The sequence below is a fragment of the Streptomyces sp. NPDC101151 genome (genome assembly GCF_044768335.1).
Taxonomy (GTDB): Bacteria; Actinomycetota; Actinomycetes; order Streptomycetales; family Streptomycetaceae; genus Streptomyces.
This window is the reverse complement of the sequence record NZ_JBIWPP010000004.1, coordinates 252866-277915: the sequence shown is the minus strand read 5'-3', so window position 1 is coordinate 277915 and position 25050 is coordinate 252866. Positions and strand designations below refer to the sequence as shown.

General features: G+C 69.1%; 18 protein-coding genes and 1 pseudogene. 6 read left to right on the top strand and 13 right to left on the bottom strand.

Features of this window, described 5'->3' with window-relative positions; genetic code table 11:
- Positions 1-118 precede the first annotated feature (118 nt).
- On the top strand, positions 119-1339 hold the full coding sequence (locus ACIRU3_RS09645) for a thiolase family protein (RefSeq protein WP_404053832.1): 1221 nt from the start codon (positions 119-121) through the stop codon (positions 1337-1339).
- The gene (locus tag ACIRU3_RS09640) at positions 1336-3465 is read left to right on the top strand and encodes a 3-hydroxyacyl-CoA dehydrogenase NAD-binding domain-containing protein (protein ID WP_404053829.1); all 2130 of its coding nucleotides are present in this window, start codon (positions 1336-1338) and stop codon (positions 3463-3465) included. Before ACIRU3_RS09645 ends, ACIRU3_RS09640 begins: the two co-directional genes overlap by 4 nt.
- A gap of 60 nt (positions 3466-3525) precedes the next feature.
- Here ACIRU3_RS09640 and ACIRU3_RS09635 read toward each other — a convergent pair whose 3' ends face one another.
- Both ACIRU3_RS09635 and ACIRU3_RS09630 read right to left on the bottom strand, forming a co-directional pair.
- A complete protein-coding gene (locus ACIRU3_RS09635; protein WP_404054420.1) occupies positions 3526-3918 on the bottom strand; it encodes a hypothetical protein in 393 nt (130 codons plus the stop codon).
- Between the two features lie 11 nt (positions 3919-3929).
- Positions 3930-4946 (bottom strand): hypothetical protein, encoded by a 1017-nt coding sequence (locus tag ACIRU3_RS09630; RefSeq protein ID WP_404053827.1) that lies wholly within the window; start codon positions 4944-4946, stop codon positions 3930-3932.
- A gap of 72 nt (positions 4947-5018) precedes the next feature.
- Here ACIRU3_RS09630 and ACIRU3_RS09625 point away from each other — a divergent pair, with 72 nt between their 5' ends.
- The 3 genes and pseudogenes from ACIRU3_RS09625 to ACIRU3_RS09615 all read left to right on the top strand — a co-directional run bounded on the left by ACIRU3_RS09625 (position 5019) and on the right by ACIRU3_RS09615 (position 6378).
- Complete coding sequence (locus tag ACIRU3_RS09625) at positions 5019-5411, top strand: NTP pyrophosphohydrolase (RefSeq protein ID WP_404053826.1); 393 nt, start codon at positions 5019-5021, stop codon at positions 5409-5411.
- A 2-nt stretch (positions 5412-5413) separates the two neighbouring features.
- Positions 5414-5725 (top strand): annotated as a pseudogene (locus ACIRU3_RS09620) (IS982 family transposase); the annotation flags it as partial.
- A gap of 164 nt (positions 5726-5889) precedes the next feature.
- Positions 5890-6378 carry a carboxymuconolactone decarboxylase family protein gene (locus tag ACIRU3_RS09615; RefSeq protein ID WP_404053825.1) on the top strand — a complete coding sequence of 163 codons (489 nt, stop codon included), beginning with the start codon at positions 5890-5892 and terminating at the stop codon, positions 6376-6378.
- 160 nt (positions 6379-6538) lie between these two features.
- Here ACIRU3_RS09615 and ACIRU3_RS09610 read toward each other — a convergent pair whose 3' ends face one another.
- The 11 genes from ACIRU3_RS09610 to ngcE all read right to left on the bottom strand — a co-directional run bounded on the left by ACIRU3_RS09610 (position 6539) and on the right by ngcE (position 20887).
- Positions 6539-6817 (bottom strand): hypothetical protein, encoded by a 279-nt coding sequence (locus ACIRU3_RS09610; protein WP_404053822.1) that lies wholly within the window; start codon positions 6815-6817, stop codon positions 6539-6541.
- Positions 6818-6899: 82 nt separating this feature from the next.
- Positions 6900-8354: a glycosyltransferase family 39 protein gene (locus tag ACIRU3_RS09605; RefSeq protein ID WP_404053819.1), complete on the bottom strand. Its 1455-nt coding sequence runs from the start codon at positions 8352-8354 to the stop codon at positions 6900-6902.
- A gap of 73 nt (positions 8355-8427) precedes the next feature.
- Positions 8428-9954, bottom strand: coding sequence for an amino acid permease (locus ACIRU3_RS09600; RefSeq protein ID WP_404053816.1), 1527 nt, complete (start codon positions 9952-9954; stop codon positions 8428-8430).
- A 151-nt stretch (positions 9955-10105) separates the two neighbouring features.
- On the bottom strand, positions 10106-12034 hold the full coding sequence (dxs, locus tag ACIRU3_RS09595) for a 1-deoxy-D-xylulose-5-phosphate synthase (protein ID WP_404053813.1): 1929 nt from the start codon (positions 12032-12034) through the stop codon (positions 10106-10108).
- A gap of 129 nt (positions 12035-12163) precedes the next feature.
- Entirely contained in the window at positions 12164-13477 is a 1314-nt protein-coding gene (locus tag ACIRU3_RS09590) for a sugar ABC transporter permease (protein ID WP_404053810.1), read from the bottom strand.
- Positions 13474-14265 carry an ATP-binding cassette domain-containing protein gene (locus tag ACIRU3_RS09585; protein WP_404053807.1) on the bottom strand — a complete coding sequence of 264 codons (792 nt, stop codon included), beginning with the start codon at positions 14263-14265 and terminating at the stop codon, positions 13474-13476. Before ACIRU3_RS09585 ends, ACIRU3_RS09590 begins: the two co-directional genes overlap by 4 nt.
- A gap of 185 nt (positions 14266-14450) precedes the next feature.
- Positions 14451-15554 carry a sugar ABC transporter substrate-binding protein gene (locus ACIRU3_RS09580; RefSeq protein WP_404054417.1) on the bottom strand — a complete coding sequence of 368 codons (1104 nt, stop codon included), beginning with the start codon at positions 15552-15554 and terminating at the stop codon, positions 14451-14453.
- 133 nt (positions 15555-15687) lie between these two features.
- Positions 15688-16899, bottom strand: coding sequence for an ROK family transcriptional regulator (locus ACIRU3_RS09575; protein ID WP_404053805.1), 1212 nt, complete (start codon positions 16897-16899; stop codon positions 15688-15690).
- A 665-nt stretch (positions 16900-17564) separates the two neighbouring features.
- Complete coding sequence (locus ACIRU3_RS09570) at positions 17565-18482, bottom strand: carbohydrate ABC transporter permease (protein ID WP_404053802.1); 918 nt, start codon at positions 18480-18482, stop codon at positions 17565-17567.
- A gap of 4 nt (positions 18483-18486) precedes the next feature.
- Positions 18487-19413, bottom strand: coding sequence for a carbohydrate ABC transporter permease (locus ACIRU3_RS09565; RefSeq protein WP_404053800.1), 927 nt, complete (start codon positions 19411-19413; stop codon positions 18487-18489).
- Between the two features lie 28 nt (positions 19414-19441).
- Positions 19442-20887, bottom strand: a complete 1446-nt coding sequence (gene ngcE, locus ACIRU3_RS09560; protein ID WP_404053797.1) for an N-acetylglucosamine/diacetylchitobiose ABC transporter substrate-binding protein — start codon at positions 20885-20887, stop codon at positions 19442-19444.
- Positions 20888-21228: 341 nt separating this feature from the next.
- Between ngcE and ACIRU3_RS09555 the strand changes: the two genes are divergently transcribed.
- The gene (locus ACIRU3_RS09555; RefSeq protein ID WP_404053795.1) at positions 21229-25029 is read left to right on the top strand and encodes a GH92 family glycosyl hydrolase; all 3801 of its coding nucleotides are present in this window, start codon (positions 21229-21231) and stop codon (positions 25027-25029) included.
- The last annotated feature ends 21 nt before the right edge of the window (positions 25030-25050 follow it).

Sequence of the window (25050 nt, the reverse complement as noted above, 5' to 3'; positions counted from 1 at the left end):
CCGCTCCCTTCAGCAGGACTGGGCAGCTACGTTACTCATAAGTAGCATGGGTCCTGAGCGCGCGCTCAGCTCTTGCGCGTCGCAGCAGTGCCATCCCGCACCCTGGAGGAGAGCCATCGTGCCTCGTACCATCAGGGATGTCGTCTTCGTAGACGGCGTCCGCACCCCGTTCGGCAAGGCGGGCCCGAAGGGCATCTACCACGAGACCCGCGCCGACGACCTCGTCGTGAAGGCGATCCGGGAGCTGCTGCGCCGCAACCCCGGTCTGGACCCGAAGAAGATCGACGAGGTCGCCATCGCCGCGACCACCCAGATCGGCGACCAGGGCCTGACCCTCGGCCGCACCGCCGGCATCCTCGCCGGTCTCCCCCAGTCGGTCCCCGGCTACTCGATCGACCGCATGTGCGCCGGCGCCCTGACCGCCGTGACGGCCACGGCCGGTTCGATCGCGTTCGGTGCCTACGACGCCGTCATCGCCGGTGGTGTGGAGCACATGGGCCGCCACCCGATGGGCGAGGGCGTGGACCCGAACCCGCGGTTCGTCAGCGAGAAGCTGGTCGACGAGTCCGCCCTGTTCATGGGCATGACCGCCGAGAACCTGCACGACCGCTACCCGCACATCACCAAGCAGCGCACCGACGAGTACGCGGTGCGCTCGCAGGAGAAGGCCGCGAAGGCGTACGCCAACGGCAAGATCCAGCAGGACCTGGTGCCGATCTCGGTGCGTCGTACCAGCCCCGAGGGCGGCGAGACGGGCTGGGGCCTGGTCACCGCCGACGAGCCGATGCGCCCGGGCACGACCCTGGAGAACCTGTCCGGCCTCAAGACGCCGTTCCGCGTCCACGGCCGGGTCACCGCCGGTAACGCGGCCGGTCTGAACGACGGCGCCACCGCCTCCATCATCGCGAGCGAGGACTTCGCCCGCGAGCACAACCTGCCGGTCAAGATGCGCCTGGTCTCCTACGCCTTCGTGGGCGTCGAGCCCGAGGTGATGGGCTACGGCCCGATCCCGGCCACGGAGAAGGCTCTCGCCAAGGCGGGCCTGTCCATCTCCGACATCGGTCTGTTCGAGATCAACGAGGCCTTCGCCGTCCAGGTCCTGGCCCTGCTCGACCACTACGGCATCGCGGACGACGACGAGCGCGTCAACCAGTACGGCGGCGCGATCGCCTTCGGTCACCCGCTGGCCTCCTCCGGCGTCCGTCTGATGACGCAGCTGGCCCGCCAGTTCGAGGAGCAGCCGGAGGTCCGCTACGGCCTGACCACCATGTGCGTCGGCTTCGGCATGGGCGCGACGGTCATCTGGGAGAACCCGCACTTCGACGGAGGCGACAAGTGAGCACCACCGCTGAACTCCTGAAGGGCGCGGCCGAGCTGTTCCCGGACGAGGTCGTGACCGAGGCGCACGTACGCCACTTCGACCTGCCGTCCGGTGCCGGGCGCTTCGCCCTGATCACGCTGGACAACGGCCTGGACCACACCAAGCCGACCACCTTCGGCCCGGCGTCGCTGGCGAACCTCAACACCGCCGTCGACCAGGTCGAGAAGGAGGCGGCCGAGGGCACGATCGTCGGCGTCGGTGTCACCGGCAAGCCGTTCATCTTCGCGGTCGGCGCCGACCTCAAGGGCGTCGAGCTGCTGAAGAAGCACGAGGACGCGCTGGCCATCGGCAAGGGCGGCCACGAGGTCTTCAAGCGTCTGGCGGCCCTCGCGGTCCCGACCTTCGCCTACTACAACGGCGCGGCGATGGGCGGCGGCGTCGAGGTCGGCCTGCACTGCACCTACCGCACGGTGTCGAAGGCCATCCCGGCGTTCTCCCTCCCCGAGGTCTTCCTGGGCCTGGTCCCGGGCTGGGGCGGCTGCGCCCTGCTCCCGAACCTGATCGGCGCCGACAAGGCCGTCTCGGTCATCATCGAGAACAGCCTCAACCAGAACAAGCAGCTCAAGGGCCAGCAGGTCTTCGACCTCGGCATCGCGGACGCGATCTTCGAGGGCGCCGACTTCCTGGAGCAGTCGCTGATCTGGACCGCCCAGGTGCTCAAGGGCGACATCGAGGTCGAGCGTCCGGTGATCGACCGTGGCGAGGCCTGGGACCAGGCCGTCGCCAAGGGCCGTTTCATCGCGGACTCCAAGGTGCACGGGGCCGCTCCGGCCGCGTACCGCGCCCTCGACATCATCGCGGCCGCCAAGAACGGTGACCTGCAGCAGGGGTTCGACGCCGAAGACGTCGCCCTCGCCGACCTGATCATGGGCGGTGAACTGCGCTCCGGCATCTACGCGTTCAACCTGGTGCAGAAGCGCGGCAAGCGCCCGGCCGGTGCCCCGGACAAGAACCTGGCCCGCCCGGTCACCAAGGTCGGCGTCGTGGGCGCCGGTCTGATGGCCAGCCAGCTCGCCCTGCTCTTCCTGCGCCGCCTGGAGGTGCCGGTCGTCCTGACCGACATCGACCAGGAGCGCGTCGACAAGGGTGTGGGCTACGTCCACACCGAGATCGACAAGCTGCTCGGCAAGGGCCGGATCAACCAGGACAAGGCCAACCGCCTCAAGGCGCTGGTGACCGGCGTCCTGGACAAGGCCGAGGGCTTCTCCGACGCGGACTTCATCATCGAGGCCGTGTTCGAGGAGATCGGTGTCAAGCAGCAGGTGTTCGCGGAGGTCGAGGCGGTCGCCCCGGCGCACGCGATCCTCGCCACCAACACCTCGTCCCTCTCGATCACCGAGATGGCGTCGAAGCTGCAGCACCCCGAGCGGGTCGTGGGCTTCCACTTCTTCAACCCCGTCGCGGTCCTCCCGCTGCTGGAGATCGTCCGCGGCGAGAAGACGGACGACGCCTCGCTGGCGACCGCCTTCGCGGTGGCCAAGAAGCTGAAGAAGACGGCCGTTCTGGTGAAGGACGCCCCGGCGTTCGTCGTGAACCGCATCCTGACCCGCTTCATGGGCGAGATCCAGAACGTCATCGACGAGGGCACGCCCGTCGAGGTGGCGGAGAAGGCGGTGGAGCCGCTCGGCCTGCCGATGTCTCCTCTCGTCCTCCTGGAGCTGGTCGGCCCGGCGATCGGCCTGCACGTCTCGGAGACCCTCAACCGGGCCTTCCCGGACCGCTTCACGGTCTCCGAGAACCTCGCGGCCGTCGTCAAGGCGGGCAAGCGCGGCTTCTACGTCTACGACAGCGGCAAGCCGGAGCTGGACCCGGAGGTCGCCGCGCTGCTGAAGCAGGGCGATGTCGTCCTGACCGAGGAGCAGGTGCGGGCGCGGGTGCTCGACACGGTGGCGCAGGAGATCGGGCTCATGCTCGACGAGGGTGTCGTCGCCGAGGCCCAGGACATCGACCTCTGCCTCATCACGGGCGCCGGCTGGCCCTTCCACCTGGGCGGCATCACGCCGTACCTGGACCGCGAGGGCGTCTCGGAGCGCGTGAACGGCAAGAAGTTCCTGGCTCCGGGCGTGGCGAGCGTCCCGGCGTAACCCGTTCCGTACGGTCGTACGATGCCCGGCACACCGCGTGGTGTGCCGGGCATCGGCGTTTCAGGAGGCGGGCGGACGGGCGTCCTCGACATGGACGACGTGCGGGTCCCGGCCGTCCTGGTCACGCTTGGACCGTCCGTGGATCCCGACGGCCAGGTGCGAGGGGTCCTCGGACTCGTCGAGGGCGACGAAGGTGACGACGTCCGGATGATGGCCCGTCACCAGCCAGCCCTCGCCGTTCTGGAGTTCGAGCACGCGGAAGTCGCCCGCCGGACCGCCCACGCTCACGGGGCCGAACTCGCGCAGGATCCCGGTGGCCCGATCGGCCAGTGATCCCTCGGGCTCTTCGAGCACCACACAGGTGCCGTGCTCGAAGAGCACCCACGATTTTCCTGAGCCGCTGAGAAGACGCCGCCATGCGTCGATGAGTGTCTCGGTGTCCACGGCGGTCATCATCGCAGCACTCAGACCTGCCGCCACGCCTCCAGCGCAAGCCCCGGCTCGTCCTTGCGCCGGGTCAGCAGGAGTCGGCCGGTCGACGGGGACAACGTTGCCGCCGCCACCCGGTCGTCCTCGTCCAGGGCGAGGGACACCAGCGCGTCCACCGGCAGCTGCGGGCCCGACTCGCTCCACCACGCGCCCGCCGACTCCTGCTCGGTCGGGTAGGCGGCGAAGGCGATGCGCCCGCTCGCCGAACGCTGGGCCAGCAAGGTGCAGTCGTGGCCGTCGAGGTCGCAGCGGACCGCGGTGACCGGGCCGGATCCCGCCGAGTGGAGGAGGGCGACCGGCTTGGTCCCGGGGCGCCAGGCGCACACGTCGCCGGACTCGTCGGTGTAGAAGACGGTCGTGCCGGCCGGGGACGTGGCCAGGGCGTGCAGGGTGCCCGGACGGACCCCGGTCGCCAGGGTCTCCTGGAGGACCGGCTGGACGCCGGGCTCCTCCTGACGCCAGTACAGGAGCGCCCCGGGGGCGGCCGCGTACAGCTCGACCCTGCCGGACTCCCCCGTCACCGCCGCCAGACCGTCCCGGACCTCCTGGCCCTTCAGGTCCCGCCAGGGCTCCCAGCCGCCCTTCTCCTGCTGCGCGAGCAGGCTGACCCCGCCGCCGGAGTTGCGTGCGAAGACATGGGCCCGGCCCTTCACGTCCACGGCGACGGCGGGCGCGCCCGTGCGGTCGCCCCTCTTGTCCGGGTGGCCGATCGGGTTCCAGTCCAGGGCCGCGAGGCGCGGGCGGAAGTGGGTGGAGTGCACCAGGCCCGACTCGCCCTTCCTCGTGGGCCGCCAGGAGACCAGGTGGGCATAGCCGTCGGCGCCCTGGCCGAGGGCGAGGACGGGGTGGAGTTTCTGGTCGCCGCCCACCGTGCGCGGGTCGGTCCAGGGGCCGCCCGTCCCGCGCTCCGCCCGGCACAGGACGGCGTCGCCCGACAGCTGGTAGGCACTGAGCCGGCCGTCGCGGCCGCGTATGAGCCAGTCGCCGTTCACCGGTTCACTCTAAGCGGCTGCCGGGGTCGGCCGGGGCCCGCCCCCTCGCGGGCCGCGTGGGACCCTTGCGTCATGAACGCCCCCCTAGGTTCCCCGGACCCGGACGGCCCGCTGCTTGTCGTCGTCGACGGCGCGAACGTCGTCGGGTCGCGGCCGGACGGCTGGTGGCGGGACCGCAGGGGCGCCGCCGAGCGGCTGCGGGACCGGCTGGCCGCCGAGGGGCTGCCGGGCCGGGTCGGTGCGGTGGAGCTCGTGCTCGTCGTCGAGGGTGCCGCCCGTGGGGTGGAGTCCGTGCCGGGGGTACGGGTGGAGTCCGCGCCGGGCAGCGGCGACGACCGGATCGTGGAGCTGGCCGCCGAACACCCCGGCCGGCCCCGCCTGGTGGTCACGGCCGACCGTGAACTGCGGCGCCGGGTGACGGAGCTGGGCGCGGAGGTGGCGGGACCACGCGTCGTGCTCGGCTGAGGGCGGGCAAGGAGTTCGAGACCTTCGTCGCCGGCCGGCTCAGGGCTCACCTGGTTCGGCCGGACCGCAAGGACGAGCCGGTCCGGCACGGGAAGACCGCCCGTGTCCGCCAGTGGATCGAGGCCGTCATCGACACTCGCAGAGGCCGGCTCAGCCTCGAACAGCACGGCGGCAGAACCCCGGCCGGGGTCTTCGCCCGCACCGGTCGACGGTTCCTCACCCTGATATCTGGCATCTGGCATCTGGCATCTGGCATCTGGCACGACTGGAGCAGCGGTGCCAAGGTCGAACGATCTCTGATCGCCCAAGACCACGGAAGGCATCGGGCTCCCCCGTCCGGGCACGGCCCGAAAAGGACGGGGTTGTCACCGGGTCCGGAGCACGTCGGAGAACTTTCCCGGATTCCTGTCACACCTGCGTGCGCCGATCCGTCAGTGCTGTGAAGACGCCGACCAGGCCGAAGCGAAGGAAAGCAGCCATGACGAACACCTCCATCTCCCGGATGCCCAACCCGGCCCAGTTCGTGCCCGAGCTGAACGACATCAGCGCCGCTCTCTTCCGGGCCACGGGCAACCACGCGGTGCCACGCACCACGATGAACCTCGTCCACTTGCGTGCCGGGCAAATCGTCGGCAATACCTACCTGACGATCCTGAACACCGGCTTCCTGCGTAAGGCCGGGGAGTCCGAGGAGCGCATCACCGCCGTCTCCTCCTGGCAGGACGCCCCGTACTTCACCGACGCCGAGCGCGCCGCCCTCGCCTTGGTGGAGGCCACCCTGCAGCCCGCCCCGCACGGCAGGGAGCGCGTCTCCGACGAGCTGTACGCCGAGGTGGCGAAGCACTACGACGAGAAGGCGCTGGCCACCCTGACCATCGCGATCGGCCAGATCAACTTCTTCATCGCCCTGGCCGTCATCGGCAAGCCACAGCCGGTCAGCTCCCTCGCGGACGAGCAATGGGACTGACCTGCACGTCAGCGGGGTCGCCCGATCCGTCGACGCGGGGCCACTCGGTCGTCGATGAACACATGCAGTGCCGCCCGAAGGGCGTTCGGGCCGGTGGTCACACAGAAGCCGGCGGACCCCCTTCGTGGCTGCGGCCGGCGCGGACATCGAACTCGTTCATCTAGGCGGCGAGCACCGCGAACAGGGCGAGGAAACCGGCCGCTCCGAGGGTGGTTCCGGCCGCGCCGGTCCACATGCGGCCGATGCCCTGGCGGGCGTAGTGGATGCCCGCGAGGCCGAAGGTCATGGCGAGGGGTCCCGCGATGAACGACCACGGCAGCGCGACCAGCATGAGGGAAGGCCAGGCGCCGATGGCCGCAATGGCCCCGAAGACGAGTGAGGTGGGGCCCAGCGCGACCGCGGGTGAGTCGTTGCTGCCGGGCGCGGTCGGTGCGGACATGCGGTCCTCCTGATTTGAACGTGTTCAAATCTCTGCTGCGAGCATAGCAGGAGGCCGGCCGGGCACTACGACCCACTGCCCTTCAACCGCGCGGAATCCGGGCGTAGAGCACCGCGCCGTCCACCCGCCCCACCTCCTCGTACCGCGCCTCCAGCAGCCGCCGCAGGCTCGGGACGCGGTCGGGGGCGTACGGCCGGCCACGCGAGTCGTCGACGACCAGGGCCGGGGCGTGTGCGGCCAGCTCCGCCCGGAAGACGGGCCAGGTGCCCTCGACCGCGTACTTCTCGCCGACCTGGGGGCCGTCGCGGCCGCCACTGTAGTTCGTGAGCAGGCCCGCGGTGAGATAGCGGGTTGCGGGGGTGCGGCCGGCCAGCCAGTACGTCTCGGGGTGCATGCCCCACACGAGGACCCGGTCGGCGGGCGCGGTGCGCTGGGCCAGGGCGCCCGCGAGGCGCTGGGCGTGGGCGAGTTCGGGGCGCGGCGCGAGCACGCCCCAGGCGAGGAACAGAACACAGCAACAGGCCGAGGTGAGAACGGCGCCGGTCAGCCGCTCGCGGGGCGGGAGCCGCAGCGCGGCCGTGGCCAGCAGGGCCGCGGGCGGCGTGAGTTGCAGGTAGTAGTGACCGAAGAAGTGGAAGCCGAGGGCGACGGCGACGGCCGAGGAGGCCAGCCACAGCCACAGCCACAGGTCGGCCGCTGCAGGACGGGCGGCGCGCAGGGCACGTACGACGGGCGGGATCAGGCCCGCGCAGGCCACGGCCAGAATCGCGGCGTTGGCCAGGCAGCGGCCGAGGACGTGGAGTTCGGAGCCGGTGAAGGAGGCGTAGGCGGCGGAGCCGGTGACCGTCCAGAACAGGAAGCCGGCCGGATCCGTGACCAGGGCCGCGCACACGACCGGTACGGCGAATCCGGCCCCGAGCCGGACCACGCCCGCGCGCGGGGTGCCGGCGGTGTGCAGCAGGCACGCCACCGGCAGCAGGACCGCGCCGCCGGTCTGCTTGGTGAGGAAGGCACAGGCGACGGCGGCCCCGGCCGCGCCCCAGCGGCCGCGGTCCGCACACCACAGGGCGGCCACCGTGCAGGGCAGTATGAACACCTCGAAGGTGGCGGCCTGCGCGTCCTCGGGGTTGAGCCCGACCGAGACCAGCAGATACAGCACCCCGGCGGTACGGCCCGCGGTGTCACCCCAGCGGCGCCGGGCCAGGGAGGCGAGCAGCGCCGCGGTGAGCAACTGCGCGAGGACCGCCAGCACCCGGACCGGGGTGAGGGAGCCGGAGCCGCAGACCGCGAAGGCGGCCTCGTACAGCCAGGGCACCAGGGGCGGTTTGCGGTCCACGACCGTCTCGTACAGCTGCCCGCCGTGTGCGAGGAGGCGCGCCTGTACCGCGAGATAGCCCTCGTCCGGGTTCCACAGGGGGCGGACGAAGGAGGGCACGCGGGTGGCGCAGGCCAGGGCGGCAAGGGCGGGCAGCAGCCGCGTCCAGTACGCCGTCCGGGTGACCACGGTCCGCGCGGGGGCGAGCGGGGCGGCAAGCATGGGCACCACGCTATCCACCCCCGCAGTTCCGGCCGAAGCGGAACATACGGGTCGGGCGCGGTGACCGGGACAGTTACTCGGCGTTGCCCTTCGGTGGACGCGTGGCCTGGCCGACCGCGGACTCCTCGCGCCGGCCGAGGCGGCTGTGCGAGCGGCCGTAGAGGAAGTAGACGAGGAAGCCGATGACCATCCAGATGGCGAACCGGAGCCAGGTCTCGGCGGGCAGGTTGAGCATCAGCCACAGCGAGGCGCACACGGACAGGATCGGGAGGACCGGAACCCATGGGGTACGGAAGGCCCGGTGCAGGTCGGGGCGGGTCCTGCGGAGGATGACGACGCTGATCGCGACGATGACGAAGGCGAACAGCGTGCCGATGTTCACCAGCTCACCGAGCGTCTGGAGGCTGGTGAAGCCCGCGACGACCGCGATGATCACGCCGAGCAGGATGGTGGGCCGGTATGGCGTCCGGAAGCGCGGGTGGGTGTGCGAGAAGAACCGCGGCAGGAGCCCGTCGCGGCTCATCGCGAAGAACACCCGGGTCTGGCCGAGCAGCAGGATCATACAGACGGTGATCAGGCCGATGGTGGCGCCGAAGCTGATCACGCCTGCGTACCAGGGGTGCCCCGTGGACTTGAAGGCCTCCGCGAGCGGGGCCTGCACGGACAGCTGCGTGTACTTCTGCATGCCGGTGACGACGATCGAGACGGCCACGTAGAGCACCGTGCAGATGAACAGCGAGCCGATGATGCCGCGCGGCATGTCGCGCTGCGGGTTGCGGGTCTCCTCGGCGGCGGTGGCCACCACGTCGAAGCCGATGAACGCGAAGAACACGATCGAGGCGCCGGTGAAGATGCCCATCACACCGAAGTTGGACGGTGCCCATCCGAACATCAGCTGGATCAGCGGGGCCTGGAGGCTGCCGCCTGCCTTCTCCGGCTGGGACGGCGGGATGTAGGGCGTGTAGTTGGCCGTGTTGACGATGAAGGCGCCGGCGATGATCACGATGAACACGACGACCAGCTTGATCGCGACGACCACCTGGGTGACCCGTGCGGACAGCTTCATGCCGACGACGAGCACGGCCGTGAGGGCCAGGACCAGCAGGGCGGCGAAGAGGTCGAAGCCGAATCCCGAGGCGCCGTCCCGGCCGCCCAGCACCTCGGGAACCTGCCAGCCGATGTTGTTGACCAGGAACGAGCGGAAATAGCCGGACCAGCCGACGGCGACCACCGCCGTGCCCAGCGCGAACTCCAGGACCAGGTCCCAGCCGATGATCCAGGCGGGCAGTTCGCCGATCGAGGCGTACGAGAACGTGTACGCGGAGCCCGCCACCGGGACCGTGGAGGCGAACTCCGCGTAGCAGAGCGCGGCCAGGGCGCAGACGACAGCCGCCGCGACGAAGGAGAGCGAGATGGCGGGGCCCGCGGTCGTCTTGGCGACCGACCCGGTGTAGACGAAGATGCCGGTGCCGATGATGACACCGACGCCGAAGACGGTCAGGTCCAGCGCGGACAGGGACTTCTTGAGCGCGTGTTCCGGTTCCTCGGTGTCGAGGATGGACTGTTCGACCTTCTTCGTTCGGAAGAGGGTGCTGCTCACGGGCCTACCTCCCACACGCTCGTCGTCCTCGACATGATCGAGAGAGCTGGGGATGCGTATGCCCCGGCACAGGCAGGTTCACGCAAACGGGCCGGTTCCGCCACCGGGGAAGGAGGCGAAACCGGCCCGACGGGTGCTTTCCCGGGCGTGTCTAGTCGCGCGCGGGCTCGACGGACTCCACCTCGTCGGCCGTACGGTCGAACCGGCCGTCCAGCTTGGCGACCAGCCCGGTGACCTGACGGGCGATGTCGGGCGCGGTCAGCCCGATCTCGGCCATGACCTCGGCGCGGGAGGCGTGGTCGAGGAAGCGCGGCGGGATGCCGAAGTCACGCAGCGGTACGTCCACGCCCGCGTCCCTGAGGGACTGGGCGATCGCGGAGCCCACGCCGCCGACGCGGCTGTTGTCCTCGACGGTGACGACGACCCGGTGCCGCTCGGCGAGCGGGGCCATCGCCTCGTCCACGGGCTTCACCCAGCGCGGGTCGACGACCGTGGTGGAGATGCCCTGCTTGTCGAGCAGGCCGGCGATCTCCAGACACATCGGGGCGAGCGCGCCCACGGAGACCAGCAGCACGTCCGGGAGGTCGGTGCCGGGCTCGCGCAGCACGTCCATACCGCCGACGCGGCCCACGGCCGGCACGGCGGGGCCGACGGCGCCCTTGGAGAAGCGCACCACGGTCGGCGCGTCGTCGACGGCGACGGCCTCGCGCAGCTGCGCCCGTACCTGGTCGGCGTCGCGCGGGGCGGCCAGCCGGAGCCCGGGCACGACCTGCAGGATCGACATGTCCCACATGCCGTTGTGCGAGGCGCCGTCGGTGCCGGTGACGCCGGCCCGGTCCAGCACGAAGGTCACCCCGCACCTGTGCAGGGCCACGTCCATCAGGACCTGGTCGAAGGCGCGGTTGAGGAAGGTGGCGTAGACGGCGAAGACCGGGTGCACACCGGCGTGGGCCAGACCGGCCGCGGACACGGCGCCGTGCTGCTCCGCGATCCCCACGTCATACACCCGTTCGGGGAACCGCTTGGCGAACCTGTCCAGGCCGACCGGCTGGAGCATGGCCGCCGTGATGGCGACGATGTCCTTGCGCTCCTCGCCGAGCTTGACCATCTCCTCGCCGAACACGGAGGTCCAGTCGGCGCCGGAGGAGGCGATCGGCAGACCGGTGTCCGGGTGGATCTTGCCGACGGCGTGGAAGCGGTCGGCCTCGTCCTGGAGGGCGGGCTGGTAGCCGCGGCCCTTCTCGGTCAGGCAGTGCACGATCACCGGCCCGCCGAACCGCTTGGCCCGCGCGAGTGCGGACTCCAGCGCCTCGATGTCGTGTCCGTCGATCGGGCCGACGTACTTCAGGCCGAGGTCCTCGAACATGCCCTGGGGGGCGATGAAGTCCTTCAGCCCCTTCTTGGCGCCGTGCAGGGTCTCGTACAGCGGCCTGCCGAGGACCGGGGTGCGGTCGAGGATGTCCTTCGTCCGGGCGAGGAAGCGCTCGTACCCGTCGGTCGTGCGCAGGGTCGCCAGGTGGTTGGCGAGCCCGCCGATGGTCGGGGCGTAGGAGCGCTCGTTGTCGTTGACGACGATGACGAGCGGGCGGTCCTTGGCCTCGGCGATGTTGTTCAGCGCCTCCCAGGCCATACCGCCGGTGAGGGCGCCGTCACCGATCACGGCGACGACGTGGCTGTCCCGCTTGTGCAACTGGTTCGCCTTGGCGATGCCGTCGGCCCAGCCGAGGACGGTGGAGGCGTGGCTGTTCTCGATGACGTCGTGCTCGGACTCGGCCTGCGAGGGATAGCCGGACAGGCCGCCCTTCATCTTCAGCCTGGAGAAGTCCTGCCGGCCGGTGAGCAGCTTGTGCACATAGGACTGGTGTCCCGTGTCCCACAGGACCTTGTCCTTCGGGGACTCGAAGACACGGTGCAGGGCGATGGTGAGCTCGACCACGCCCAGGTTGGGGCCGAGGTGGCCGCCTGTCTTGGCGACGGCGTCGACGAGGAAGGTGCGGATCTCCTCTGCCAGCTGGTCCAGCTCCTCCAGGCTGAGCCGGTCCAGATCGCGCGGTCCCCTGATGCGGGTCAGCAGCGGCACCCGTGCCTCCTTGCAAGTAGAGCTGATCGAGCTGTTGCCGGGCTTGACGAGTCTAATGTTCCGGCTTTGCGGGACACGACAGTGCCCGGCACCTTCGAGGCGCCGGGCACTGTCACCCACCTAGGGGCGCTACGCGCGACCCGCGGTCTTCTGCGTCTTGCGAGTGATGGAGTCGATGACGACGGTGGTCAGCAGGACCGCCGCAGTGATCATGTACTTCACCGGCTCCGCGATGGACTCCAGCTGGAGTCCGTACTGGATGGACACGATCACCAGCACACCCAGCAGGGCGTTCCAGGTGCGACCGCGACCACCGAAGAGCGACGTACCACCGATGACGGCTGCGGCGATCGCGTTCATCAGCAGGTCGCCCGCGCCGGCGCTCTGGTTGGCGGAGGCGATCTTCGAGGCCAGGAACAGACCACCGATCGCCGCGAAGCCACCGGAGATGGCGAAGACGGAGATCCGCACCGCCGTGACGTTGATGCCCGCACGCCGGGACGCCTCCACGCTGCCACCGAGCGCGAAGATCTTGCGGCCGTAGGAGGTGCGGCGCAGGACGAAGTCGGTGCCGACCAGGAATGCGATGAAGATCACCGTGGCCAGCGGCAGGCCCTTGTACTGGTTGTACATGTAGGCCGCCGCGAAGGAGACCACGGCCAGCAGCACCGTGCGCAGGATCGTGTCGCTGAGCGGCCGGGACGGGACGCCCGCGACCTCCCGGCGCCGGTTGCCCAGGAAGGAGCTGATGAAGAACACGGCGACCACGACGACGGCCAGGCCGTAGGCGGCGGCCACGTCGGTGAAGGTGTACGTGGTCAGCTTGCCGATCAGACCGTCGCTGTCGAGGTTGATCGTGCCGTCGTCGCCCAGCACCTTCAGCATGAAGCCCAGCCAGAACAGCAGACCGGCCAGGGTCACGGCGAAGGCGGGCGCGCCGAGCACCGCGAAGAAGAAGCCGTGCAGAGCGCCGATGGCGGCACCGACGGCGATCGCGACGAGCACGGCCAGCCACTCGGGCCAGCCCTGGTTGACCGTCAGGACGGCCGCGAGGGCGCTGGCCGCGCCGCTGACCGAGCCGACCGAGAGGTCGATCTCGCCGAGCAGCAGCACGAAGACGATGCCGACGGAGATCATTCCCGTGCCGACCATCGTGACCGTGATGTTGCTGATGTTCTGCGCCGAGAGGAACTCGGAGTTCAGGACCTGGAAGATGATGCAGATGATGGCGAGGCCCAGGACGACCGGGAGCGAGCCCAGTTCGCCGGCCTTCATCTTGCGCTTGAACTCGGTCCAGTAGCCGAGCAGGCCCTGCTCGCGCACCAGCAGGCGCGGGTCGACCGCGGTGACCGCGGCGGCCGCGGCCTCGGGGTTCACTACGGGTGCGTCCGTGCCGGCGCCGGGGGTCTTCTCGACGTTGGCGGAGGTCTTGTCGATGCTCACTTGGAAACCTCCCCGGTCGTGCGCGCCGCACGGCGGGTCACGGCGTTGTCGGTGGCGCCGGTGATGGCGGAGATGATCTCCTCCTGCGAGGTCGACTTGACCTCGAAGACGCCATTGTTGCGGCCGAGGCGCAGAACGGCGACCTTGTCGGCCACCGCCTTCACGTCCGCCATGTTGTGGCTGATGAGGATGACGGCGTGACCGCGCTCGCGCAGGCGCTCCACGAGGTCGAGGACCTGGGCGGTCTGCTCGACACCGAGGGCGGCGGTGGGCTCGTCCAGGATGACCAGCTTGGGCTCGCCGAGCATCGAACGGGCGATGGCCACGGTCTGGCGCTGACCGCCGGAGAGCGAGGCGATCGGGATGCGGACGCTCGGGATGCGGATCGACAGCGTGGTGAGCAGCTCGCGGGCGCGGCGCTCCATCTCGACCTCGTCGAGGACACCCCACTTCCTCAGCTCACGGCCGAGGAACAGGTTGCCGACGACGTCGATGTTGTCGCACAGCGCGAGGTCCTGGTACACCGTCGCGATGCCCAGGGCCTGGGCGTCGTGCGGCCTGCTGATCGACACGGGCTTGCCGCCCCATTCGATCACGCCCTCATCGATGGGGTGCACGCCGGCGATCGTCTTGACCAGCGTGGACTTTCCGGCACCGTTGTCGCCCACCAGGGCGACCACCTCACCGGCGTGGACCTCAAGCTCTACGTCGGTGAGCGCCTGAACGGCACCGAAACGCTTGGAGACCCCGCGCAACGCCAGCACGGGCGTAGCGGACACGTGAACCATCTCCTTCGCCGCCTGACCCGGCGGGAGGTTGTGCAGAAGTTTGGGGGAGTTTCCGTCCGGCGCCCCGCACCGAGCTTGCGGGGCTGTCTGATGCGCGGGGCGCCGGAGGAGTCTTGGGCAGTCCGTCCGTTCCGGTACGGATGTTCAAGGATGAATGTCCGTACGGGGGAAGGGACTTGGGCTGCTTAGTTGAGGCCGAGCTTGTCGCAGGCGGACTTGTACTTGCCCGTGCAGATCTCGGCGACCGTGTAGACGCCGTCCTTGATGACGGTGTCGTTGATGTTCTCCTTGGTCAGCGCGGTGACCGGGACCAGGACCGAGGGAACGTCCTTGGCGGAGCCGGAGGAGACCTTGTCCTTGGCGATCGAGTCGAGCGACTTGCCCTGGGCGAGCGCGACGGCCATCTCGGCGGCGGCGTCGGCCTCGGGGGCGTACGGCTTGTAGACGCTCATGTACTGCTCACCGGCGACGATGCGCTGCACACCGGCCAGCTCGGCGTCCTGGCCGGTGACCGGGACGCTGATGCCCGCGGCCTTGAGGGCGGTGATGATACCGCCGGCCATGCCGTCGTTGGCGGAGTAGACGCCCGCGATCTTGCCCTTGCCGACCGCGGAGATCGCCGCCTCCATCTCGGAGTTGGCGTTGTCCGGCGACCACTCCTTGGTGTCGTACTCCTTGGCGACGGTGACCTTGCCGTCGAGGACGGAGTGCGCGCCGTCCTTGAACTGCTTGGCGTTCGGGTCGGTGACCGAGCCGTTGACCATGACGATCTTGGAGGACTTGGTGGCCTTGCTGCCCAGCGCCTTCAGCAGGGCCTCGCCCTGGGTCTTGCCGACCGCCGTGTTGTCGAAGGAGGTGTAGGCGCTGATCGGGCCCTCGGCGAGGCGGTCGTAGGCGACGACCTTGATGCCGGCGTCCTGGGCCTTCTGGACGGAGTTCTGGATGGCCTTGGCGTCCACCGCGTCCAGGATCAGGACGTCCACCTTGTTGGTGATCATGGTGTCGACCTGCTGGGCCTGCAGGTTCGCGTCCTGGCGGGCGTTGTTGTACTGGACGGTCGCCTTGCCGTTCGTCAGCTCCTTGATCTTCTTCTCGATCAGGACCCGGTCGAACTTCTCGTAGCGGGCGGTCTTGTTCTCCGGAAGGAGAAGTCCGACCTTGATGTCGTCGCCCTTCTTGGCGGACGCCGAGGAAGAGCTGTCGTCACCCTTGGACTCCTTGGCACTGCCACAGGCGGCCAGCGAGACGGCCATCGCACCTGCGGCAACGGCAACGGCGGCACGACGCATACGCGTGTTCACTCTAGAAACCTCCCTGACGAGGCCGCGTCGTTGCGGCCGAGGTGGCTGGAAGTCAACTCGGCCACACGTGCGACGTCAAGAAGTAAATCCTTAACGAGATGGCAACGGTGCCATCCGTTCTCTAAGTGAAGGCAGGGGCCGCCACAGACAGCGAGCCGGCGGCAGAGCCATCCAAAAGGGTCGAATCGCCCATCTCGCTGAGTGCGAGAGCGAGCGCCCCGAGCACCTCCGCACGGCCCCCAAGTGCCCCTGGGAGAACGGACAGTTGGCGCGCCGCACTGGGGATGGCATAGCGACCGACGGACTCCCTGATGGGCCCGAGGACGAGCTCTCCGGCCTCGGCGAGATCACCGCCCAGGACCACCCGGCTCGGGTTCAGCAGATTGCAGAGATTGGCCACTCCACTGCCGATGTGACGGCCGACGTCGGCGATCACCCGACGACAGCCCGGGTCCCCGCCCCTGGCCAGCCGTACGACGCCTTCCATCGTCAGGTCGGCGCCGTGGCTGGGCTGGAGCAGCGGGAGCACATAGCGCGCGGCCGTGAAGGTCTCCAGACAGCCACGGTTCCCGCAGCGGCAGACCGGGCCGGATTCGTCGAGTGTAATATGTCCGATTTCACCCGCGGTGCCGCCCGGGCCGCGATAGATCATCCCGTTGATCACCAGACCGGCGCCGACGCCGCTGGCGACCTTGATGTAGGCAAGATCACGCACGCCCTTGCCGCTGCCCCAGACCAGCTCGCCGAGAGCGCCGAGGTTGGCGTCGTTGTCCACGTACACGGGCACGCCGAGGCGCTCGCGCATCTCCTCGGCGGGCTTGGTGCCGCCCCAGCCGGGCAGGATCGCGGTGGACCCGAGCGTCCCCGACTCGACGTCGATCGGACCGGGCACGCCGAGCCCCACGCCCGCCACCTTGGACCGGTCGACACCGGTTGCTGCGATCAGGCGATTGACCAGCTCTTCCGCCCGGTCGAAGCCCTGTGTGGCGGAGGCGTCGACGTCCAGCGGCTCGGACTCCTCGGCCAGCACCTGGTGCGCGAGGTTCCCGATCGCGACGCGCAGGTGCGTGTGCCCGAAGTCGACGCCGATCACGATGCCGGCGTCCCCGCTGAGCGAGACGCTGCGGGCCCGCCGCCCGCCCGCCGACGTGGGCGTGACCTCGACGGTCCCGCCGTCCTTCAGCTCCCGCACGATGTTCGAGACTGTTGCGGCGGACAGGCCGGTCGTCCGCGCGATCTCCGCCTGCGTGAGCGACCCGGCCAGCCGCACGGCCCGTACGACTCGTTCCAGGTTGGCTCGGTGCAGCGACGACTGCGACCCCGGAGTCTCCATCGACCCATCCACTCCCGCCATCGGCCGGGCGGCCCCTGTGCCGCCCGTGGCCCAGGTCACATCTGCGGAACCGGGCCACTTACAAGTTATGAACTCCAAGCTCGGCTGTACGGGTTGCCGCAGTCAAGTCCTTGACGGAAATCGCTCTCGCCTCTCCGGTTCCGAGGTGGACACCCCCAGGACACGTGTACGCCACCGCGGAGCAGGCCGAAAGCACGTTCGGAGGGGCCTGTGGGCAGGGATCCAGGGGTGCGGCAGAGTTGCCGTGCAGGGGCCGGTCGATCGTTCAGCCGCGGAATCCGGGCGGCCGGGCGTTACCCGGTTGTGATCGGGGCCGACGCCCTTGCAGCGAATCGCGGGTGCGAAGCGGTGGCGGGCGCCGGTGCGGAGTCCCGGCGAACGGCTGGAGCAGGCGGCCGCCCTCCCGGGCAGGATCGCCGCCTGCTCCCACGCCGACTGCTGTGGCGCGACCCACGGCCCGTCCACCGGTGCGACCGGCAGGAGCCGGTGCTCCGCCGGGGGGCACCGGCAGGAGGCGGTGCCCCCCGGCGGCCGCGGCCCGGTCGGCCGCCACCCGGTCGGCCGCGGCCCCGGCTGCCGCGAGCGCGGGGTTCGCTCCCCCGCCGGGCGGGGCACTGCCGACCCGGGCGCGCCGGTGAGGTGTGCTACTTGAGTGCGCCCGCCGTCAGACCCGCGACCACCTGGCGCTGGAAGACGATGTAGGCCGCCAGGACCGGCAGCATCGCCATCACCAGGCCGGCGAAGAGGCCGGACCAGTCGCCCTTGTAGCCCTGGCTGACCGCCAGCTGGACCAGGCCCTGGGTGAGGACGCGCTTGTCGGGGTCGGTGTTGAGGACCGTGGGCAGCATGTACTGGTTCCACTGTCCCAGGAAGTTGAAGATGCCCACGCTGATCAGGCCCGGCTTGGCCATCGGCAGCATGATCTGGAAGAACGTACGGCTGTGCGAGGCGCCGTCGACGAAGGCCGCCTCCGCCACCGAGGTCGGCAGGGTGCGGAAGAACGCCGTGAGGAAGAACACCGTGAACGGCAGCGAGTACGCGATGTAGACCAGGATCAGGCCGTGGATCGTGTTCAGCAGGCCCATGTTGTTCACGACGTAGAACAGCGGGACCAGCGCCAGCATGATCGGGAAGCTCATGCCGCCGATGAACAGGTAGTAGATGAAGCGGTTGCCCGGGAAGTCGAAACGGGCCAGGACGTAGGCCGCCATGGAGCCCAGGACCAGGGTGCCGATCAGCGAGCCGCCGACCACCAGGATGGTGTTCAGGAAGTAGTCGCTCATGTTGGCCTGGGTCCAGGCCCGGGACCAGTTGTCGAAGTGGAGCTTGTCCGGCAGCGACCAGGGCGAGCCGAAGATGGAGTTGTCGTCCTTGAAGGACGTCATCACCGCCCACAGCAGCGGCATGACCACCATGACCGCCCAGATGATCAGGATGCCGTGGGAGAAGGCGTTGAGGACGCCGCCCTCCTTCTTCCGGGCGGCCGGCCGCGTGGCGGGCAGGTCGACCTTCACGACGGGGGCGCCGGACTCGGCCGGCAGCGGGGTCTCGGTCGTCTTCATCGGTTCAGTACTCCAGCCGCTCGCGACGGCCCAGCCGCATCACGATCGCGGCGAACGCGAGCGTGACGACGAGCAGGGCGACGCCGATGGTGGTGGCGTAGGCGGCCTGACCGTCCCGGAACGCCTTCTGGTACACGTACAGGACCATCACGGTGGTCGAGTAGTCGGGACCGCCCGGCCCGGTCGTCATGATCTGTACGACCGCGAACGACTCGGCGCCGAGCGCGAGGATGCCCATGTAGACCCAGCCGGACTGCACGGTGTCCCACAGCAGCGGCAGGGTGATGCGGAAGAACGTGGCGAAGCGGCTCGCGCCGTCCAGCAGGGCCGCCTCGTACAGCTCGGCCGGGATCGACGCCATGCCCGCCGAGAACAGGACCACGAAGAAGCCGACCGTGGACCACACGAGCACCGCCATCACGCACCACAGCGCGAGGCTCGGGTCGCCCAGCCACAGCGGCTGGATGTCGTCGAGCCCGATCCCGCGCAGCAGTGAATTGATCGCGCCGCTGTCCGGGTTGTACGCGAAGGCGAACAACAGCGACACGATCGCGATCGACAGGACCTGGGGGAAGAAGTAGACGATCTTGTAGAAGGACGAGCCCCGGACACCCGAGATCACGGGGCCGCCCCTTCTCCGTCGTCCGCCCACATTGATCATGAAGGCGAAGAACAGCGCCAGGCTGAGAGTCACCAGTGGCAGCACCAGGGCGAAGAGCAGGCTGTGCTGCAGCGACTTCCAGAAGATGTCGTCGTCGAGCATCCTCTTGTAGTTGTCGAAGCCGACCATCTTGAATTCGGGGCTGAGGCCGGTCCAGTCCGTGAACGAGTAGTAGATGGACTGGATGAACGGCCACACCACGAAGAGCGCGTACAGTCCGAGGGGCAGAGCCAGAAACCCCACAATGAACCGGTACTTGCCGTGCTGCATCGCCACTCCGGTGCGGTAAAGGTGCTGGTTACTGGTGCTTGTAGTGCTTGATCGACGTGTCCTTGGCGGCCTCGTCGGCAAAGCCCTGGATCTTCTTGATGGCCTCGGCCGGGGTGAGACGGCCGGCCATCATCTCGCCGAGACCGGCCACACCGATCTTCTCCTTCTGCAGCTGCACGTACCAGTCCTGGATCCGCGGATTCACCACGTTGGATCCGGCCTTGTCCAGCGCCGCCACACCCGACTTCAGACCCGGTGTGAGAGCGATGCCGGTGGTGCCGCCGTTGTACGCGGTCAGCGACTTCACCTTGGCGGTGAAGTTCTTCGAGGAGGCCTCGGAGAGCATGATGCGCAGCTGCTCCATGCCGCCCTCGGCGTTCGCCGCCTTGGCCGGGACGATGAAGGGCTCACCGCCGGAGGCCCAGATGGTGCCGAACGGCATCTTGTCCGAGCTGTCGATGCCGGTGGGCGCGGAGACCGCGAGGTTGAAGTCGGCCGGGATGACGTTGGCCGACTCGTTCTCCACCCAAGAGCCGTTCGGGATGAACAGCGCCTTGCCCTTGGCCCAGGCGGTCTGGGACTGGATGTGGTCCAGGCCCGGGGTGCCCTTGAGGATGTAGCCCTTCTTGTACAGCTCGTAGTAGGCCTCGAAACAGGCCTTGACCGCCGGGTGCTTCCAGGCGTTCGGCTCCAGGTTGTCGATGGCGTCGAGCACCTCGACGCCGCCGACCTTGCCGATCATCGGGTACAGCGAGAAGGGGACGTAGTACGGGTACTTGCCCGCGTACGTCCAGCCCGCCATGCCCTTCTTCTTGGCCTTCTCGCACACGGCGAGCATCTGGTCCCAGGTCTGGGGGTACTCGGCGTCGAGCGAGTCCAGGGCCTTCTGCGAGTACCAGACGCCGTACACCGTGTAGGCGTAGTACATGATCCAGACCGGGTCGCCGTCGAACTGGCCCATCTCCACGATGCCGGGGCGCAGGGTGTCGCGGACCTTCTTGTTCGGGTCGTCGTACGACGGCGCGTCCAGCAGCGGGGTGAGGTCCGCCAGCTGCTTCTTGCCGACGAGCACGCCCATGTCCATCTGCTCGGCGCCGGAGTTGTCGATGAGGTCCGGCGGGTTGCCCTGGTTGAAACGGGGCTGCAGGGTGGACTGGATCTTCTGGGTGGCGGAGAACTTCACCGAGGCCTTGGGGAAGTCCTTCTGATAGATCTTCACCGCGTCCTGGGCGTACTCCTTGCCGAAGCCGCCGTCGAAGAGGACGAACTCCATCTTCGCACTCTCGTTGGCGCCGAGCGGGTTCTTCGCGGTCTTCTTGCCCGTCTTCGCCTTGTCCTGTCCGTCGCCGCCGCTGCTCGCGCAGGCGGACAGCAGGCCCATTCCGGGGGCGGCCACCAGGCCGAGTGCGGCCGAACGCTTGATCAGATCGCGGCGGCCGACACCCTCGCCACCGTGGTGCGCAGTGGATCCCATGCTCAAGTCCTCGCCTTCTCCAGGACTCAGGCGGTGAACCGGATCCTCCCCGGCACCGCTGTCGGGTAGTGCAGGGTCATACGGGAAACGCCGACAGGTATAGTCCACTTCCCGCCAGCGGAGCAAGATCGAATGCAAGGTTGGCCATGGGTCTTTTCCGAGTTGAGACCTCTCGGAAATATGAGCGGCCCGTGGGAGCTCCGTGGGAAAAATTCGCGACATAGGCCCCTGAATGCCACACCCAACACCCTTGACATCAAGGGCCACTTGGCCACCTACTGGTTCCTGCGCATCGAAGTTGACAACGTTGTCCAGAGCGGGTGCAGGAGGGGAATCCGTAGATGCAGCGGAGAACTCGGCACAGATACGGTCCGGCGGTCGTCCTCACGGCCGCCTTTGTCATGGCCGTCGGCGCGCAGGGCGCCGCGGTCGCCCTGCCGGCCAGGGCCACCGCCGCCGACCAGGAGTTCGCATCCTCGTTCGAGGCGGACGATCCGGCGCCGGACTGGCTGAACACCGTCGACACGGCGGCGGACGGCAGCAAGCGCGCCTCGGGCGTGGACGGCGGCTACAGCACCGGCATCCCGGGCAATGTCACCGACCATGTGACCGAGGTCCGGTCGAGTGGCGAGAACGCGGGCGCGGGCGAGGTCAAGGAGAACCTCGTCGACGGCGAGCCCGGCACCAAGTGGCTGACCTTCCAGCCCACCGGCTGGGTCGAATTCGACCTGGACAAACCCATCAAGCTGGTGACGTACGCACTCACCTCGGCCAACGACTTCGACGGGCGCGACCCGAAGGACTGGACGCTCCAGGGCTCCACGGACGGCAAGGACTGGAAGACGGTCGACACCCGCTCCGGCGAGGCCTTCTCGGAGCGGTTCCAGACCAAGTCGTACGACCTGGCCCAGCCGGCCGAGTACCAGCACTTCCGGCTGGAGGTGACGAAGAACAACGGCGCGGCGGACATCCTGCAGATCGCCGACCTGCAGTTCTCGACCGGCGGCGGGGGCGGCCCGGTCCCGCAGGACATGCTGTCGCTCGTCGACAAGGGTCCCAACGGCTCGCCCACGGCCAAGGCACGGTCCGGCTTCACCGGAAAGCGGGCCCTTCGCTACGCCGGACGGCACACGGCGGCCGGCCGGGCGTACTCGTACAACAAGGTCTTCGACGTGAACGTGAAGGTCGGCCGCGACACCCAGCTGTCGTACCGCATCTTCCCGTCGATGGCCGACGGCGACCGCGACTACGACGCCACCCATGTCTCCGTGGACCTGGCCTTCACCGACGGCACCTATCTGAGCGGCCTGGGCGCGACCGACCAGCACGGCTTCCCGCTGTCGCCGCGCGGTCAGGGCACGGCGAAGGTGCTGTACGCCAACCAGTGGAACGACGTGGCCTCCCGGATCGGCTCGGTCGCGGCCGGCAAGACCGTCGACCGGATCCTGGTGGCGTACGACTCGCCGAAGGGGCCGGCGAAGTTCCGCGGCTGGATCGACGACGTCGACATCAGGCAGGTGGCGCCGGAGAAACCGAAGGCGCACCTGTCGGACTATGCGCTGACCACCCGCGGCACCAACTCCAGCGGCAGTTTCTCGCGTGGCAACAACTTCCCGGCGACGGCTCTCCCGCACGGCTTCAACTTCTGGACGCCGGTGACGAACGCGTCCTCGCTGAGCTGGCTCTATGAGTACGCACGTGCGAACAACGACGACAATCTGCCCACGGTCCAGGCGTTCAGCGCGAGCCACGAGCCCAGCCCGTGGATGGGCGACCGGCAGACCTTCCAGCTGATGCCGTCCGCCGCGACCGGCACTCCGGACACCGGCCGTCAGGCCCGGCAGCTCGCCTTCCGGCACGAGAACGAGACCGCGCGGCCGTACTACTACGGCGTCCGGTTCGAGAACGGCCTGAAGGCCGAGATAACCCCGACCGACCACGCGGCGGCGATGCGCTTCACCTACCCGGGCGACGACGCGAGCGTGGTGTTCGACAACGTCACCGAGCAGGCGGGCCTGACGCTGGACAAGGAACACGGGACCGTCACCGGCTACTCGGACGTGAAGTCCGGCCTGTCGACCGGTGCGACGCGGCTGTTCGTGTACGGCGTCTTCGACAAGGCGGTGACGGACGGCTCCTCCAGTGGCGTCAAGGGCTATCTGCGCTTCGACGCGGGCGCGGACCGCACGGTCACCCTGCGCCTGGCCACCTCCCTGATCAGCGTCGACCAGGCGAAGGACAACCTGCGCCAGGAGATCCCGGACGGGACGTCCTTCGACACGGTGAAGACGCGGGCCCAGCGGGCCTGGGACAAGCTGCTCGGCAAGGTCGAGGTGGAGGGCGCGACCCCGGACCAGCTGACCACGCTGTACTCCAGCCTGTACCGGCTGTACCTGTACCCGAACTCCGGCTTCGAGAAGGCCGGCGGCAAGGACCGGTACGCCTCGCCCTTCTCCCCCATGCCGGGCCCGGACACGCCGACGCACACCGGCGCGAAAATCGTCGACGGCAAGGTGTACGTCAACAACGGCTTCTGGGACACCTACCGGACCACCTGGCCGGCGTACTCCTTCCTGACCCCGTCCCAGGCGGGCGAGATGGTCGACGGGTTCGTGCAGCAGTACAAGGACGGCGGCTGGACCTCCCGCTGGTCCTCCCCCGGCTACGCCGACCTGATGACCGGCACCTCCTCGGACGTGGCGTTCGCCGACGCCTACGTCAAGGGCGTGAAGTTCGACGCGAAGGCGGCCTACGACGCCGCGGTCAAGAACGCGACGGTCGTTCCCCCCTCCTCGGGCGTGGGCCGCAAGGGCATGAGCACCTCGCCGTTCCTCGGCTACACCGGCACCGACACGCACGAGGGCCTGTCGTGGGCGATGGAGGGCTACGTCAACGACTACGGCATCGCCCGGATGGGCGAGACGCTCTACAAGAAGACCGGCGAGAAGCGCTACAAGGAGGAGTCGCAGTACTTCCTCAACCGCGCCCAGGACTACGTGAACCTCTTCGACTCCAAGGCGGGCTTCTTCCAGGGCCGTGACGCCAAGGGGAACTGGCGCGTGGACTCCGCGACGTACGACCCGCGCGTGTGGGGCTACGACTACACGGAGACCAACGGCTGGGGCTACGCCTTCACCGCCCCGCAGGACAGCCGGGGCCTGGCCAACCTGTACGGCGGCCGGACCGGTCTCGCGGAGAAGCTCGACGAGTACTTCGCCACCCCGGAGACCGCCTCGCCCGACTTCGTGGGCTCCTACGGCGGTGTCATCCACGAGATGACCGAGGCCCGCGACGTCCGGATGGGCATGTACGGCCACTCCAACCAGGTCGCCCACCATGTCATCTACATGTACGACGCGGCCGGCGAGCCCTGGAAGGCACAGGAGAACGTCCGCGAGGCGCTGTCCCGGCTGTACACGGGCAGCGAGATCGGCCAGGGCTACCACGGCGACGAGGACAACGGCGAGCAGTCGGCCTGGTACCTCTTCTCCTCGCTCGGCTTCTATCCGCTGGTCATGGGCAGCGGCGAGTACGCCATCGGCTCCCCGCTGTTCAAGAAGGCGACCGTGCACCTGGAGAACGGCCGGGACCTGGTGATCAAGGCCCCGCGCAACAGCGCGAAGAACCTGTACGTGCAGGGGGTGAAGCTCAACGGCCGTCCCTGGACCTCGACTTCGCTGCCTCACTCGCTGCTGGCCAAGGGTGGCGTGCTGGAGTTCTTCATGGGGTCCAAGCCCTCGACATGGGGCACGGGCAAGCATGCCGCCCCGGTCTCCGTCACCCAGGACGACAAGGTGCCGACGCCCCGCGCGGACGTGCTGAAGGGTGACGGCGCCCTGTTCGACAACACGTCGGGGACGAGTGCCACGGTCTCCTCGGCGGACCTGCCGGTCGGCACGGCCACCCGGGCCGTCCAGTACACGCTCACCTCGGCCGACCACGCCAAGGCCCCGGCCGGCTGGACCCTGCAGGGCTCCAGGGACGGCACGACGTGGAAGACCCTGGACCGCCGCTCCGGCGAGTCGTTCACCTGGGACCGCCAGACCCGGGCGTTCACCGTCTCCGCACCGGGCTCCTACGCCAAGTACCGCCTGGTCCTCGACGGCGAGTCGACGCTGGCGGAGGTGGAGCTGCTGGCCTGACCCTCCGGGCACGCAAAGGGG